The organism is Streptococcus sp. VTCC 12905 (genome assembly GCF_049893385.1).
Lineage (GTDB): Bacteria > Bacillota > Bacilli > Lactobacillales > Streptococcaceae > Streptococcus > Streptococcus suis_AA.
This window is the reverse complement of the sequence record NZ_JBMVJC010000038.1, coordinates 1-15,547: the sequence shown is the minus strand read 5'-3', so window position 1 is coordinate 15,547 and position 15,547 is coordinate 1. Positions and strand designations below refer to the sequence as shown.

Annotated in this window: 12 protein-coding genes, 1 other RNA gene and 1 pseudogene; 9 read left to right on the top strand and 5 right to left on the bottom strand. The window is 39.5% G+C overall.

The features are described 5' to 3' along the window. From ACPC58_RS10460 to recU, 4 genes and pseudogenes are all read right to left on the bottom strand, one after another. Positions 1-1,280, bottom strand: a pseudogene (locus tag ACPC58_RS10460) (ISL3 family transposase); the annotation flags it as partial. A gap of 136 nt (positions 1,281-1,416) precedes the next feature. Then, on the bottom strand, positions 1,417-2,130 hold the full coding sequence (rsmG, locus tag ACPC58_RS10455; protein WP_434065956.1) for a 16S rRNA (guanine(527)-N(7))-methyltransferase RsmG: 714 nt from the start codon (positions 2,128-2,130) through the stop codon (positions 1,417-1,419). Between the two features lie 57 nt (positions 2,131-2,187). Beyond that, positions 2,188-4,392: a penicillin-binding protein PBP1A gene (gene pbp1a, locus ACPC58_RS10450; RefSeq protein WP_434065955.1), complete on the bottom strand. Its 2,205-nt coding sequence runs from the start codon at positions 4,390-4,392 to the stop codon at positions 2,188-2,190. Continuing rightward, positions 4,373-4,990 carry a Holliday junction resolvase RecU gene (recU, locus tag ACPC58_RS10445; RefSeq protein ID WP_217374622.1) on the bottom strand — a complete coding sequence of 206 codons (618 nt, stop codon included), beginning with the start codon at positions 4,988-4,990 and terminating at the stop codon, positions 4,373-4,375. The genes pbp1a and recU overlap by 20 nt, the downstream gene beginning before the upstream one ends. 66 nt (positions 4,991-5,056) lie before the next feature. Between recU and ACPC58_RS10440 the strand changes: the two genes are divergently transcribed. The 5 genes from ACPC58_RS10440 (at position 5,057) to ACPC58_RS10420 (ending at position 9,055) form a co-directional block, all read left to right on the top strand. Then, positions 5,057-5,596, top strand: coding sequence for a DUF1273 domain-containing protein (locus ACPC58_RS10440; RefSeq protein WP_217375135.1), 540 nt, complete (start codon positions 5,057-5,059; stop codon positions 5,594-5,596). A 71-nt stretch (positions 5,597-5,667) separates the two neighbouring features. Then, positions 5,668-6,000, top strand: coding sequence for a cell division regulator GpsB (gene gpsB / locus ACPC58_RS10435; RefSeq protein WP_024397592.1), 333 nt, complete (start codon positions 5,668-5,670; stop codon positions 5,998-6,000). A 19-nt stretch (positions 6,001-6,019) separates the two neighbouring features. Next, positions 6,020-6,383, top strand: an RNA gene (gene rnpB, locus ACPC58_RS10430) — RNase P RNA component class B. Between the two features lie 53 nt (positions 6,384-6,436). Beyond that, entirely contained in the window at positions 6,437-7,603 is a 1,167-nt protein-coding gene (locus ACPC58_RS10425; protein WP_434065954.1) for a THUMP domain-containing class I SAM-dependent RNA methyltransferase, read from the top strand. Between the two features lie 9 nt (positions 7,604-7,612). Further along, complete coding sequence (locus tag ACPC58_RS10420) at positions 7,613-9,055, top strand: cell division site-positioning protein MapZ family protein (RefSeq protein ID WP_434065953.1); 1,443 nt, start codon at positions 7,613-7,615, stop codon at positions 9,053-9,055. A gap of 287 nt (positions 9,056-9,342) precedes the next feature. On the opposite strand, the gene ACPC58_RS10415 is transcribed toward ACPC58_RS10420, so the two are convergent. Beyond that, entirely contained in the window at positions 9,343-9,825 is a 483-nt protein-coding gene (locus tag ACPC58_RS10415; protein ID WP_172037013.1) for an S-ribosylhomocysteine lyase, read from the bottom strand. Positions 9,826-10,030: 205 nt separating this feature from the next. Between ACPC58_RS10415 and ACPC58_RS10410 the strand changes: the two genes are divergently transcribed. The 4 genes from ACPC58_RS10410 to ACPC58_RS10395 all read left to right on the top strand — a co-directional run bounded on the left by ACPC58_RS10410 (position 10,031) and on the right by ACPC58_RS10395 (position 15,401). Then, positions 10,031-11,644 carry a ribonuclease Y gene (locus tag ACPC58_RS10410; protein ID WP_217374626.1) on the top strand — a complete coding sequence of 538 codons (1,614 nt, stop codon included), beginning with the start codon at positions 10,031-10,033 and terminating at the stop codon, positions 11,642-11,644. Positions 11,645-11,853: 209 nt separating this feature from the next. Beyond that, complete coding sequence (gmk, locus tag ACPC58_RS10405) at positions 11,854-12,480, top strand: guanylate kinase (protein ID WP_274504906.1); 627 nt, start codon at positions 11,854-11,856, stop codon at positions 12,478-12,480. A gap of 23 nt (positions 12,481-12,503) precedes the next feature. After that, on the top strand, positions 12,504-12,818 hold the full coding sequence (gene rpoZ, locus ACPC58_RS10400) for a DNA-directed RNA polymerase subunit omega (RefSeq protein WP_217374627.1): 315 nt from the start codon (positions 12,504-12,506) through the stop codon (positions 12,816-12,818). Between the two features lie 192 nt (positions 12,819-13,010). Next, on the top strand, positions 13,011-15,401 hold the full coding sequence (locus tag ACPC58_RS10395; RefSeq protein WP_434065952.1) for a primosomal protein N': 2,391 nt from the start codon (positions 13,011-13,013) through the stop codon (positions 15,399-15,401). Positions 15,402-15,547 lie beyond the last annotated feature (146 nt).

The following is a 15,547-nucleotide window of genomic DNA, read 5'->3' as shown; positions in this document are numbered from 1 at the left end:
ATCTCTTTTTTGTTTTTAGGAGATAAGCTGAAAAGGGCTCTCCCCAGCCCTTTTCACTGTTCAATGCAATCAAAATCAGTTTTTTAAAGTTTTCAAAGTTGCGAAAACCAAAGGCATTGCGTTTAAGGACTTTGATGAGGTTGTTGGTAGCTTCTAGTTTGGCGTTTGAGCAAGGGAGTTCAAGTGCCATTGACAATCATCTTATCTTTGTCTTTCAAAAAGGTCTTAAAAGCAGTCTGAAAGATGGGATGTACACTGCAAAGCGTCTCCTCAATGAGATTAAAGAAATGGTCGGCTTGTTTCTCTTGAAAGTGAAAGAGTAAGAGTTGATAGAGTTCATAATGTTCTCGAAGTTCCTGCGAGTAAGAAAGTAGCTTTTCTAGAATCTCCTTGTTGGTCAAGTGTATACGAAAAGTCGGGCGATAAAATCGTTTATCGCTGAGTTTGCGACTATCTTGTTGGATGAGTTTCCAGTAGCGTTTGAGTGCCCTGTATTCATGAGATTTTCTGTCAAACTGATTCATAATCTGGACACGTAGACGATTCATGGCCCGGCTCAGATGTTGGACGATATGAAAGCGATAGAGGACGAATTTAGCGTTCGGGAATAGCTTTTTAGCGATATCGTAGTAGGCGCTAAATATGTCGTCCATAGTGATGACTTTGACGCGGTTTCTAACCTGTCTGGAATAGCGGAGGAAGTGATTACGAATGGTTGCTTGAGTCCGTCCATCTAGAATAGCTAAGATAGTAAGGGAGTCAAAATCCTGAGCGAGGAAGCTCATTTTTCCCTTCTTGAAGCTGTATTCATCCCAGCTCATATTGGTTGGAAGCCAGTTCAGGCCTGTCTTGAACTGAAATTCTTTTAGTTTACGAATGACCGTAGAGGTGGATACTGCTAAGCTTTCCGCAATGGTTGTCATAGATAGCTTCTCAAACAGTTTTTGGGCAATTTTGTGGTTGACAATAGCTGGTATTTGATGATTCTTCTTGACTAGGGAAGTTTCTGCGACAGCTATTTTCCTGCAATTCTGACAGCGGAAACGACGTTTCCTTAACCGAATCAATGTCTTATATCCAGCACATTCTAGATAAGGGATTTTAGATTCTTTCTGGAGGTCATATTTAGCCATCTGACCATGACAGCTGTGGCATTTAGGAGCTGGATAATCCAGTTTAGCGAAGACTTCTTTATGTGTTTCAGCGTCTACATAATCCAAGATAGTGATATTAGGGTCTTTAATTCCTAGTAAGTTTGTGATAAAATCAAATTGTTCCATATGAGTCTTTCTAATGATGGTTTCGTCGCTTTTCATTATAGGTCATATGGGACTTTTTGTATACAGTCAAAAAGGCTCCATATTTTCCACAGTGGAGTAACCCACTACAGAAATTATAGAGCCGCTTTTCTTATTTTTAGAGGGGTCTTTTATTTGGCATACCAGCTTTGCGTGGAAACTTGTTTGGAGTTTCCTTTTTCTTTTCAACAATGGTCAATGTTCGTGGGTCGCCGTTCGGAAGGGTGTAATCATGGTTTTCAATCACTTTTGCAAAAAGAAGATTCAGAGCGTTTTTGGCTTGAGCTAACTCATCTTCCGCACTGGAGGCTTTGAGCGCGATTAATTTTCCGTTTAGTTTAAGATATGGAATTGTCAGCTCGGACAAGATTTGCATACGAGCGACAGCGCGTGCTGTTACCAAATCAAATTGTGCTCGAAAATTTTTATCGTGTGCATAGTCTTCCGCACGACCATGGTAAAAATGAACGCCTTCAAGTCCTAGTTCTTCTGAAAGAACTTGTAAAAAGTTGATTCGTTTATTAAGAGAATCGATGATAGTAACCTCTATTTGAGGGTAGATAATTTTCATTGGTAGGCTAGGGAATCCAGCTCCAGCTCCAATATCCAAGAGCTGAATTGGCTCATTTTGAATATGACCTTGAAGGATTGGTGCGATAGAATCATAGAAGTGTTTCAGATAGACGTCACTTTCCTCTGCAATAGCTGTCAAGTTAATTTTCTCATTCCATTCCACCAACAGTTGAAAGTAGCGATGAAATTGTTGTTTTTGTTGGTCAGTTAATTGAATGCCTTGGTCTGCCAAGGTATTATAAAATAATTCAGGTTTCATATTCCTATCTTATCACAATTTTGAGAAAAGAAAAACCCAGAAGAATCTGGGAATCTCTTATTGGTTTGTATTTTCAGTGTTACCATTATTCTGTTGGTTTGATGAAGTATCTGAAGTCGATGTACCATCAGAAGTGGAAGTTTCAGTCTGTGTACCATTATCATGTGTTCCAGAAGCTGGTGTACTTGAAGAAGAACTGCTTGACGTTGAACTACTTGACGTTGAACTACTTGATGATGATTGTGACAAACTATTATAGTGATTTATATAAGCATTTTTGAGAGAAGAGCTATCTCTTAAATAGTAATTTCCACCAAAGTTAACAACTCCACTTGGAACTTCCCAATCGGTTGCAGTGTAATCAGAGTGCATAAAGGTCATCATATTATGGTAAACATCTGATGCAATCCGCATGCCATTATCTAAAATTGGGGTCATGCGGTTTGTATATCCTGTCCAAACCGCCATCGCATACTGACTAGAATATCCTACAAAGTTCTCGTCTGGGACCACCATGGTGTTATAGGCTGCTTCTGGAATAGCAGCGATAATTGATTCCATTTCAGTATCGGTATAGTTTGAGGTACCAGTTTTCCCAGCCATCGGAACACCAGTAACTGAAGCATTTAGTCCATATCCAACTTCCATTACGGACTTCATCATATCGGTCATCAAATAGGCTGTCTCTTCTGACATAACACGAGTTCCTGTTTGAGGAAATTCTTTTACAGTTCCATCTGAGAATACGATTTTATTGACGTATTGAGGTGCATAATAAGTTCCTCCATTTGCGAATGCGGCATAGGCAGCAGCCATTTTCTCACTGCTTGCCCCATATTCTCTACTTGTATCAGAAGTGTTACTTGAAATCGCATTAGAGTAATGAATTTCTGGGTAATTAATTCCAACTGAATTTAGGAACTTCAGTGAATTTTCTAGTCCAGTCGCTTCTAGTGCCTTGACGGCTGTAACGTTACGAGAATATTTTATTGCAGATTTGACAGTGAGACTACCGAAATATTTTTTGTCCCAGTTATTTACGGGTGTTGAGGTTCCCGGATAATTGTAGGGTTCATCAACAATGATATCTGCGGTTGAGCTGTATACCCCATTTTCGAAAGCCGGGGCATAATCTGTTATTGGTTTCATAGTTGATCCGAAATCACGGTTTGTTTCGACAGCCTGGTTTATTCCGAAAGAAACATTGCTTGGTTGGTTTCGAGCCCCTAATTGAGCGATCACCTTACCACTTGATACGTCAATAATAGTTGATGCAACTTGCAATAATTCATCTGGATACGATACATACATATCCGTATTATAAATGTTCCACAACTGTTGTTGAGCAGCTGAATCAACGTTTGTGTAGATATCCATCCCTGTAGTTAAAAGATTATAGCCTGTATTTTTTTCAACTTCCTCAATGACTTGTTTGAGGTAATTATCCATGTAAGCAGGATAGGCAGCATCGTTGGAAAGTGGAAGGAGACCGTCTGTTACAGGCGTTAGAATGGCTTGTTCATACTGACTATTGTCAATATACTTCTCAGCCAACATTTCTGAAAGAACGAGATCTCGTCTATTTTTTGCATCTTCAGGGTGGGAATATGGATCGTACTGGTTTGGTGCTTGTGGCATACCCGCTAACAATGCCAATTGGGCAAGGCTGAGTTCTTTTAATTCCTTACCATAAAAAGTTTCTGATGCAGTTTTCATGCCATATGTCCCATTTGACATATAGACTTTATTTACATAATAAGTAAGAATTTCCTGCTTGGTCTTCGTCTGCTCAAGCTGTAACGATAACCAAGCTTCCTGTACTTTACGCTTGAGATTCTGGTCTTCTGCAGACGTTGAGAAGTAGGTCAACTTGATAAACTGTTGATCAAGTGTAGACCCCCCTTGCAGATTCCCGCCTGCAAGGTTATGAAGCAAGGACCCAGCAATCCGAATAACATCTATCCCTCTATGGTTATAGAAGCGTTGGTCTTCAATTGCGACGATTGCATTTGCAAGATCAGTCGGAATTTCTTCAGTCGTTGCATTCGACCGTTTCTCAGTTCCTAAATCTGCAATCAATTGGCCGTCCTTATCATATATTTTACTGGAAACAGTCGCAGTTAAATCTTCTTCTGTTAATTTAGGAGCACTTAAGATATAGGATCCAACTAAAACTGCAGCAGCAACTATGCCCACTAATGCAAGAGCCAATAAGATATTTACCAAACCTAGTAAATATTTTTTAAAGGTTGTTGTTTTCAAATGATTTACCACCTAATAGTTTTTTTTCAATCACTGAAAGATAGGGAAGAGATGGAAATGAGTTCATCTCGACAACATATCCGAATTCTCTAATATATGTCAAAGGCATTGATTTTGTACCTTGATCAGAATGATAGTAGTGAATTAGATGAATTGCAGGTAATAAGTAGGTTTCCTTCAATGTTGAAAAGTGAAGAAGGACGAAACAAATCCCACCTTGCTCTACAACTTGTCGCATGTGCTCAATCTGGTGAGCATGGAAGTTTTTTAGGGGCATTGATTTTTTTTGGCGCGTTTCTTTTGCTTCAAAATCTATATAGTGTCCCTTAAAAACCCCAGAATAATCTGTCGTGGATGCTTGACGGAAATAAGCTTCAACAATTTTAGCTCGGCTTCGTTTCGGATAATCGACTTTTACAATTTGCACCGGAGTAGGTTTTTTATGAATCACTGCTAATCCATGAGCAAGGTAATATGCATTGCTTTCGTTAATTGCAGATTCAAAAGACATCCCACGATTTGCAAAGTCAATATGCTGAGATATGTTAGAGCTAGTTCTAGTGATTTTTTTTCCGATTTTATGTGGATAATTGACCATAGAACCCCTTCTTGATAAAATAAATATCAGCATATTATATCATAATTGAAGAAAAGAGTACAAGGAATGCATACTAATACCTTGTTGGTAAGTGGTTACAAGCACACAGATTTAGGAATTTTTAAACAGAAGGATCCCCGTCTTCCAATTATAAAGGCTGCAATCAGAAATGATCTTCTTCATTTTTTAGAGGAAGGGGTTAAATGGTTTGTCTTTACAGGAAATTTAGGATTCGAATATTGGGTTTTGGAAGTTCTACAAGAGCTTCAATCAGAAGGGTACGAATGTAAATTAGCTTGTATATTTTTATTTGAAAATCATGGAGACCATTGGAATGAGTCCAATCAGGAAAAATTAACAAAATTTAAAAATGTTGATTTTGTGAAATACATTTATCCAAACTATCAATCTCCAGTTCAATTTCGTCAGTACAATCAATTTTTGATTGAAAATACAGATGGTGTATATTTATTTTATGATAACGATAATGAAACAAATTTGAAATATTTTGTTCATCAAGCTTTAAAAGAAGAAGAGTATACTGTTAAAAAACTGACCTTCGATGAACTAAATGAAGTGGCCGAAAATTTTTCGAATTTTGAGTGATTTAACTTGCTTTTTCCATGTTTTTTTTAATATAATAGAATCAGTGACGTTTAAGGGTAAGGGAGAGAGAGATGGCAAGCATTAAGTTGACTACTAAAGATATTTTTGAGCAAGATTTTAAAATTGGTTTTCGTGGATATGATCAAGATGAAGTAAATGATTTCCTTGATGATATCATGAAGGATTATGATGCGTATGAAGCGATTATAAAGGAATTGAAGGGAGAGATTGCCCGATTAAAAGCTCAAGCAGCCAATAATTCTCGTTCAGTGACAACAGTCGCAGAGGAAACTACTGCTGTATTGCGAACAGAACGTCAATCTTCAGCGACTAATTTTGATATTTTACGACGTCTTAACCGATTAGAAAAAGAAGTTTTTGGGAAACAAATCGTTCAAGATTAGTAATAAGGTGGAAATTGCAATTTTTGGATAATCGCGTGGTAGGATACTATCATGAGGAAAGTCCATGCTAGCACTGGCTGTGATGCCAGTAGTGTTTGTGCTAGGCGAACAAATAAGCCTAGGGACATCTTTGTATGTTACGGCGGTCAAACGAGCTAAGTCTTTGATATGCTTTAGTAGGCCTGAAAGTGCCACAGTGACGAAGTTTTTATGGAAACGTAAAAAATGGAACGCGGTAAACCCCACAAGTTAGCAACCCAAATTTTGGTCGGGGCATGGGATGGATGGAAACGAACAGAAATCCTGACTGTTTTGACAGTAGACAGATGATTATCGAAGGTGGCAGTACCTAGTGCCACCGGAACAAAACATGGCTTACAGAAAATTGCATATTATAGGTAGCTAGCTTTGCTAGCTTTTATTGTAGAGGAAATATATGAAAAAACAATTTGAATTCATTGCGACCGCAGCAGCAGGTTTGGAAGCAGTAGTTGGTCGTGAAATTCGTAACCTTGGCTATGAATGTCAAGTGGAAAATGGTCGTGTTCGATTCCATGGTGATGTAAAATCAATGATTGAGACAAATATTTGGTTACGTTCGGCAGATAGAGTAAAAATAGTCGTTGGACAATTTCCAGCTAAAACTTTCGAGGAGCTGTTTCAAGGAGTTTTTTATCTAGACTGGGAAAACTATTTGCCACTTGGCTGTAAATTTCCAATTTCAAAGGCTAAGTGTGTCAAATCTAAATTGCATAATGAACCTAGTGTACAGGCTATATCTAAGAAAGCAGTAGTAAAAAAATTGCAAAAACATTTCTCCCGTCCAGAAGGAGTCCCTCTGCAGGAGGTTGGAGCAGAGTTTAAAATAGAAGTATCTATTTTGAAAGATGTAGCAACAGTCATGATCGATACAACAGGTTCTAGTTTATTCAAACGCGGGTACCGTGTTGAAAAAGGTGGTGCCCCTATTAAAGAAAATATGGCGGCTGCTATTTTACAATTATCAAACTGGTATCCAGATAAACCGCTTATTGATCCTACTTGTGGATCGGGAACTTTCTGTATTGAGGCAGCTATGTTAGCCAAAAATATAGCACCGGGATTAAAGCGTTCATTCGCCTTTGAGGAATGGCCCTGGGTAGATACTCAACTGGTTGCAGCATTACGCAAAGAAGCGCAAGCTTCTATCAAATCAGACTTGGTGTTAGATATAACTGGTTCGGATATCGATGCCCGTATGGTTGAGACAGCAAAAAGGAATGCCTTTGCGGCCGGAGTTGAACAGGACATTGTTTTCAAACAGATGCGAGTCCAAGATTTACGTACGGATAAACTAAATGGAGTTATTATTTCAAATCCACCATATGGTGAACGATTATTAGATGATAAAGCCATTGCTACATTGTACAAAGAGATGGGGCAAGTGTTTGAACCTCTCAAAACGTGGTCTATATTCATTCTAACGAGTGATGAACAGTTTGAAGTTCGTTATGGTCGGCAAGCAGATAAGAAACGGAAATTATATAATGGTACTTTAAAAGTTGATTTGTATCAATTTTTCGGACAACGGCTGAAACGCTCTACACAAGAAGTGCAGGCTTAGGAGGATATTGTGGTAGAAAAAAATAGTCATCACCTACCTCTAGATGAGGAAAATGTGTTGGATTTCGAGGTGGCAAAAGATTTAACTATTGAAGAAGCCGTCAAAAAACAAAAAGAAATAGAGGCTGGAGTAACAGAAGACGATGGATTGCTAGATCGTTATATTAAGCAACACCGTGAAGAAATTGAGTCTCAAAAATTTGAAACCCAAATTCATTCTGAGCCGTTACTTAAGACGATTGAAAATGATGTTGAAAATAAAACGGAAACAACAAATTCAATTCTAACTGAAAAGTCAGAAGAGGTGGAAAATCATCCATTATTATTTAGCGAAGACGATACTGCTGAGTATCAGAGAGAAGTATTGGATGAAATTCCAGTTGTGTCAACAATATCGAACATTGAAACAAATGGGGTTTTGGAAGACAAGGGATTTGAACTAGCTCAAGAAGATGAAAATCAAGTAGGTCTTTCAGCTAAAAAACAAAGAAAGGCAGTTTATTTTTGGTCAGCAGCTGGTTTATTATTTGTTGGTGTGGTAGCGAGTGCTTTAGTTTGGATGAATTCCGCCAATCAACCATCATCAAATACGGATGCTAGTTCCACAAGTACTAGTCAAACCACGACCTCATCATCAACAGATGCAAATGTTACTGCTTTTGAGCAACTGTATGCTAGCTTCTTTACTGACAGTGGTTTGACAAAATTGAAGAATTCAGAATTTGGTAAGTTGACTGAGCTAAAAGCGTTACTAGATAAGCTAGATAAAAGCTCTGATAGCTATAAGAAAGCAAAAGTGCAGTACGATGCACTTGAAAAGGCAATTACAGCTATCCAAGCGACCAATGTCCAATTCGATAAAGACGTCATAGTAGATGGTGAAATCGATACGACCGCAACTGTTAAAGCAGGAGAAACACTTTCTGCAACAACAACAGGAATTAGTTCAGTAGATGCATTATTAGCTTCAGTTGTCAATTTTGGACGTTCACAGCAAGAAGTTGCTTCATCTACTGTAGAGACAGAAGCGAGTGTTGTAGCAAATAATCAAGGTGCAGAAACAGCAGTTGATACAAGTACCTCAGATGCAGCAACAACAGCGGGAGAAGAAGTAACAACTGCAATTTCAACTTCATATGGGATTCCGATTCCAGCTGGAGTTACCTTGCAACGCGATCGTAGTCGAGTTCCGTATAATCAAGCGATGATTGATGATGCAAATAATGAGGCTTGGAACTTTACTCAGGGGACTTTAGAAAATATTGTGGCCATTTCACAACAACGTGGCTATATCACAGGCAATCAGTACATTTTGGAAAAAGTAAATATTATCAATGGTAATGGCTATTATAATATGTTTAAACCAGACGGTACCTACTTGTTCTCAATTAACTGTAAAACAGGTTATTTTGTTGGGAATGCTGCTGGCAATTCTGATGCTTTAGATTACTAATTCTTTCGAAAATCAATATTATCTGTTGTCAAGCGCTAGTTCTAAGTTTTTGTATAAAATATCTCAACGAAAGGACTGGAGTGAAAAAATGGAACAAATTGTAGTTGCTTCAGCCCGAGTCTAGAAACTAGAAAATGAGGAAAAAATTTGAAGATGCAAGTCTCCACGATTTGTAATTCAAACTCAAAATCTGGCTACAATATCGGTTGATTTTCATTGAGTAAAATAATGAATAATACAAAAAGGTTTACAACCAGATTCGATGGAATAGCTGTAAACCTTTTTTATTAGATGATGTTTCTCTCAAAGGCATCAGTAGAGATTCCTTGAGATAAAATTAATTTTGCCCACTCTTTTGCAGAGTGGAGGCTGTGGTCTTTGTAGTTTCCGCATGACTCAATTGTTGTCCCTGGAACATCTTCCCAAGTAATTCCTTCAGCAATTTCCTCTAAACTTGATTTGATGACCTGAGCGATTTGAGTCGGGTCTTGTTTCCCCCACATAATCATATGGAACCCAGTTCGGCAACCGAATGGAGAACAGTCGATGAGCCCGTCAATACGTTGGCGAATCAACTTTGCCAAGAGATGTTCAATAGTATGCAAACCAGCGGTATCCATTGCGTTTTCGTTCGGTTGAATCAGACGAATATCAAAGTTGGTAATGATATCTCCTTTTGGTCCAACTTCTTCGGAAATTAAGCGAATATATGGCGCTTTAACAATCGTATGGTCTAATTCAAAACTTTCAACAACTACTTCTTTTTTCATAGGATCCTCCATAAAAGTGATAAATTCATTATAGCATATTTATGATTTTGGAATTGTGAAATCGTTTCAAATATGGTAAAATAGAAACAGATTTTGTAAAAATCGAATATTAAGTCTATGTTAGATGCTGTTAGAAATCGATGAGTCGTATGGTTTTGACAAGTGATGAAAAGAAGCAAAATAACATGGCTGAAAGAGGTAGAATATGGAAATCATTACAGTTGTAGTGACTCTTGTTTCTGCTGTCATTGGTTTAGTAATTGGTTACTTTGCCATTTCTTTGAAGATGAAGTCTGCAAAAGAAGCTGCAGAATTGATGCTTTTGAACGCGGAACAAGAAGCAAATAATGTTCGTGGTCGTGCTGAAGATCAAGCTGAAGCTATTCTACAAACAGCAGAACGTGATCGTAAAACTTTGAAAAAAGAGTTGCTTTTGGAAGCAAAGGAAGAGGCACGCAAGTATCGTGAAGAAATTGCAGAAGAATTTAAATCAGAGCGTCAAGAATTAAAACAAATTGAGTCTCGCTTAACAGAACGAGCAAGTAATTTGGATCGCAAAGACGACAATTTAACCAACAAAGAAAAGACTTTGGAGAAAAAAGAACAGAGTCTGACTGATAGATCTAAGCACATAGATGAGCGTGAGCAAGAAGTTGCAAAGTTAGAGGAGCAAAAAGCACTAGAGTTAGAAAGGGTAGCGGCCTTAAGTCAAGATGAGGCGAAGGAGATTATCTTAGCAGATACGCGTGATAAGTTATCTCATGAAATCGCTACGCGTATTAAGGAAGCAGAGCGTGAAGTAAAAGAGCGATCTGATAAGATGGCGAAAGACCTATTAGCTCAAGCTATGCAGCGTATTTCTGGTGAATATGTTGCTGAACAAACGATAACCTCTGTCCATTTGCCAGATGATGCAATGAAAGGACGTATCATTGGTCGAGAAGGTCGAAATATTCGTACATTTGAAAGTCTAACAGGGATTGATGTGATTATCGACGATACTCCAGAAGTGGTTGTTCTTTCAGGATTTGATCCAATACGTCGGGAAATCGCTCGAATGACAATGGAGACATTGCTGCAAGATGGTCGTATTCATCCGGCTCGCATTGAAGAATTAGTAGAAAAACACCGTATTGAAATGGACAATCGCATCCGTGAATACGGGGAAGCGGCTGCTTATGAAGTAGGTGTTCCAAATCTGCATCCAGATTTGATAAAAATCATGGGTCGACTTCATTTCCGTACGTCTTACGGTCAAAATGTTCTTCGACATTCAATCGAAGTTGCAAAATTGGCAGGCGTGCTTGCAGCTGAATTAGGTGAAAATGTGAATTTGGCTCGCCGGGCTGGATTCTTACATGACATAGGAAAAGCGATTGATCGAGAAGTTGATGGTAGTCATGTCGAAATCGGAACAGAGTTAGCTAAAAAATACAAGGAACATCCCGTTGTTGTTAACGCAATTGCAAGTCATCACGGTGATGTTGAAGCGACAAGTACGATTGCAGTTATTGTCGCTGCGGCTGACGCTTTGAGCGCAGCCCGTCCGGGTTCACGTCGCGAATCAATGGAGGCTTACATTAAACGACTTCACGATTTGGAAGAAATTGCTAATAGTTTTGATGGGATCAAACAATCTTATGCCATCCAAGCTGGTCGTGAGATTCGTATTATTGTGCATCCAAATAAGGTTAGTGATGATAAGATCACCATATTGGCACACGATATCCGTGAGAAAATTGAAAACAATTTGGATTATCCAGGAAATATAAAGATAACAGTCATTCGTGAAACGCGAGCAACAGATATTGCAAAATAAAGTCTGAAAATGAATATGAAAGAGTCTGAATGAGATACCATCAAATGTTAGAGAAAATCTGGTAGTTGAAGGTGAATCAAATAGGCTCTTTTCTAGTTCTAAAATGTCTTTAGAGATGAAAAAGGAAAATGTATGAACTACATTTAAAAGCAGTTGAAATTCAGACCAAATTTTGTTACACTAGAATGAAAGATTTAAAAGGAGATATCATGCAAGAGCGAGGGTTACTCATTGTCTTTTCTGGACCATCGGGTGTTGGAAAAGGGACTGTTCGAAAGGAAATTTTTGAAAGCTCCGATAATAAGTTTGAATATTCTGTTTCCATGACGACACGTCCTCAACGACCAGGAGAGGTGGATGGCGTTGATTATTTCTTCCGTAGCCGAGAAGAATTTGAAGAATTGATTCGCCAAGGTCAAATGTTGGAATACGCTGAATATGTCGGTAATTATTATGGTACACCTTTAACATACGTCAATGAAACTCTCGATAAGGGAATAGATGTCTTTTTAGAAATTGAAGTTCAAGGTGCTCTTCAAGTGAAGAAGAAGGTTCCAGATGGAGTTTTTATCTTTTTGACGCCACCTGATTTAGAGGAATTACAAGATCGCTTGATTGGTCGTGGAACGGATAGTGAAGAGGTAATCCGCCAACGAATTGAACGTGCAAAAGAAGAAATCGCCTTGATGCGCGAGTATGATTATGCAGTTGTCAATGACGAAGTACCATTGGCGGCTGCACGTGTCAAACGGATTATTGAAGCAGAACATTTTCGTATAGATCGAGTAATTGGTCGCTATGATGAAATGATTCGCGAGCAATTAGCAGAACGATAATAGAAAGAGGAGAGAAACGCATTATGATGTTAAAACCGTCTATTGATACCTTGTTAGACAGGGTACCATCTAAGTATTCTTTGGTTATTCTTATGGCTAAACGTGCCCGTGAATTGGAAGCGGGAGCGAAACCAACCCAGGAATTTACTTCAGTTAAATCTACCCTTCGTGCTTTGGAGGAGATTGAATCTGGAAATGTGGTCATTCACCCAGACCCAAAAGCAAAAAGAGAAGCTGTTCGTCGCCGAGCTGAGGAAGCAAAGCGTTTAGCTGAGGAAGAAGAACGTAAAATCAAAGCTCAGATTGCTAAAGAAAAAGAAGTCGGCGAAAAAATTTAAATATAAAACTCGGTTGGCACTACCATCCGGGTTTCTTTTCACTTTCAGATTGATAGATATTTTGATAGAAAGGAGGTAGGTCATTTAGTTTATCTTTTAATATTTGTTCCAATTAATAGTTGGAGTTTATACATAAAGTGAACCTTGTTCGCATCAGTCGTGGTATTAGAAGGTAAAATAAATGGAGATGGTATGTTAGCACAGGTTATTGTAGACGTCCCTTTGATGCAGACAGATCAAGCTTATTCCTATCGAGTTCCAGCTGAGTTGGAAGAGGGGCTCAAGGTTGGCGTGCGTGTCCATGTACCCTTTGGTAAGGGAAATCGGCTGATTCAAGGGATTGTAGTTGAGTTGATTGATGAAGAAGATGAAAATAACTTACAAGACTTGAAAGAGCTTGCTGAGGTTTTGGACTACAGTCCTGTTCTCAATCAAGAGCAATTTTGGTTGGCAGACCAGATGAGGAAGTCGGTCTTCTCCTATAAAATTACCCTCTTAAAATCTATGTTGCCTAGCATGCTCAATTCGACCTATGACAAATTGCTCCGTCCAGGGCCTGGTTTGGAAATGGCAGAGCAGCTTAGTCTGTTTGGTAATAAGGAGCAGATTCGTTTTTCTGACTTGGACGTGACAGAGCAAGGAAAAATCATGCGTCTAGCCCAGTCAGGAAAAATCTTGGTAGACTATGTGGCCAAGGATAAGAAACAGATTAAGACAGAAAAATGGTACCGAGTTTGTCTGGAGAAATTACGAAAAGCAGACATTAGCAATCGAGCAAAAAAACGGCAGCAGTTAAGGGAATTTCTTCTGGAACATTCTGAAGACGAGCTCCTTTCAAACCTAAAATCGGACTATCCAGCTGATACGCTCCGCTATTTCCAAGAAAAAGGCTATATAGAAGTCTGGGAAGAGGAAGTGTCGCGGACTCAGGGAGTTTTTGATAAGGTGGAAAAAACGCAGGCCTTGGATTTGAATCCAGAGCAGTCGATCGCGGTTCGTGAGATTGTGGCCTCTATTGGTCAGGAAAGCCAGACATTTCTACTGCAAGGAGTGACAGGTTCTGGGAAGACGGAGGTTTATCTCCAGGTCATTGATAGGGTTTTAAAAATGGGGAAAACGGCCATTATGCTGGTGCCTGAAATATCCTTGACCCCTCAGATGACTAATCGTTTTATCTCTCGTTTTGGTCAGCAGGTTGCTATTTTGCACTCGGGCTTGTCTGATGGTGAGAAGTATGACGAGTGGAGAAAGATTGAGACGGGGAATGCCCAAGTGGTTGTTGGGGCACGTTCGGCTATTTTTGCACCATTGACAAACTTGGGCGTTATCATCATTGATGAGGAGCATGAGGCGACCTACAAGCAGGACAGCAATCCACGCTACCATGCGCGCGATGTGGCAAAGTTGCGGGCAGACTATAATCGAGCGACTCTGGTCTTGGGGTCTGCTACGCCGAGTCTTGAAACACGGGCTCGGGCTAGTCGAGGAGTCTATGGGAGACTGACTCTTAATCAGAGGGCCAATCCCTTGGCTCGTATTCCAGAAGTGGAAGTTGTGGATTTTCGAGATTACATTGGTCAGCAGGAGTCCAGTACCTTTACCCCTGTTTTGATTGATAAGATTAAAGAAAAGCTAGCTCGTAAGGAACAGGTCGTTCTTATGTTGAATCGGCGGGGTTATTCTTCTTTTGTCATGTGTCGTGATTGTGGGAGTGTTGACCAGTGTCCCAACTGTGATATTTCCCTAACGCTCCACATGGATACAAAGACGATGAATTGCCACTACTGCGGTTTTCAAAAGGGGATTCCTCAGACCTGTCCAAACTGCCAAAGTCGTTCCATTCGTTATTATGGGACGGGTACGCAAAAGGCCTACGATGAATTGCAGGAGATCTTGCCAGAAGCTAGAATTTTGCGTATGGATGTGGATACTACCAAGAAAAAAGGTGCTCATGAGGACTTGCTCGAACGGTTTGGTCGAGGCAAAGCGGATATTCTTCTGGGAACCCAGATGATTGCCAAAGGCTTGGATTTTCCAAATGTGACGCTGGTCGGGGTGCTCAATGCTGACACGGCCCTCAATTTGCCTGATTTTCGGTCTTCCGAGCGGACCTTCCAGTTGTTAACTCAGGTAGCTGGTAGGGCCGGTCGAGCTGATAAGGAAGGGGAGGTCCTGATTCAGACCTACAACCCCAATCATTATGCCATTGCTTTTGCCAAGGAGCAGGATTATGAAGGTTTCTATCGTTATGAGATGGGCATTCGGAAAAATCTTGGCTATCCACCTTACTATTTTACGGTTGGCTTAACCTTTTCACACAAGTCAGAAGAATTTGTCGTGAAAAAAGCCTATGAAACTGTAGCCTTTCTCCGTCAACACTTAAAGGATGCAATTCAAATCTTGGGACCAACGCCCAAGCCTATTGCCAGAACCCATAATCTCTACCACTACCAGATTATCTTGAAATACCGGCATGAAGACCGTTTGGAAGAAGTCTTGAACCAGATTTTGGATTGGACACAGGAGAGAGAAAATCAAGATTTGCGGCTGATTATTGACAATGAACCGCAGAATATGATGTGAGGTCACTATTGATCTTGCATTTTTTTATTCCAAATTTATTTTCATAGAGCGTTATTAATTTAAATAAACCGTAACTGCCCAATAACAAGGTATCTATCCAATCACTCCTTCCTCCAGTATACTGTTATAAAAAACAAACTGGAGGA

Coding starts and splice junctions, on each gene's coding strand:
- rsmG (WP_434065956.1), bottom strand. CDS start 2,130: ATGAAACCTGAATTATTTTATAATACCTTGGCAGACCAAGGCATTCAA.
- recU (WP_217374622.1), bottom strand. CDS start 4,990: ATGGTCAATTATCCACATAAAATCGGAAAAAAAATCACTAGAACTAGC.
- ACPC58_RS10440 (WP_217375135.1), top strand. CDS start 5,057: ATGCATACTAATACCTTGTTGGTAAGTGGTTACAAGCACACAGATTTA.
- gpsB (WP_024397592.1), top strand. CDS start 5,668: ATGGCAAGCATTAAGTTGACTACTAAAGATATTTTTGAGCAAGATTTT.
- ACPC58_RS10425 (WP_434065954.1), top strand. CDS start 6,437: ATGAAAAAACAATTTGAATTCATTGCGACCGCAGCAGCAGGTTTGGAA.
- ACPC58_RS10415 (WP_172037013.1), bottom strand. CDS start 9,825: ATGAAAAAAGAAGTAGTTGTTGAAAGTTTTGAATTAGACCATACGATT.
- ACPC58_RS10410 (WP_217374626.1), top strand. CDS start 10,031: ATGGAAATCATTACAGTTGTAGTGACTCTTGTTTCTGCTGTCATTGGT.
- gmk (WP_274504906.1), top strand. CDS start 11,854: ATGCAAGAGCGAGGGTTACTCATTGTCTTTTCTGGACCATCGGGTGTT.
- rpoZ (WP_217374627.1), top strand. CDS start 12,504: ATGATGTTAAAACCGTCTATTGATACCTTGTTAGACAGGGTACCATCT.
- ACPC58_RS10395 (WP_434065952.1), top strand. CDS start 13,011: ATGTTAGCACAGGTTATTGTAGACGTCCCTTTGATGCAGACAGATCAA.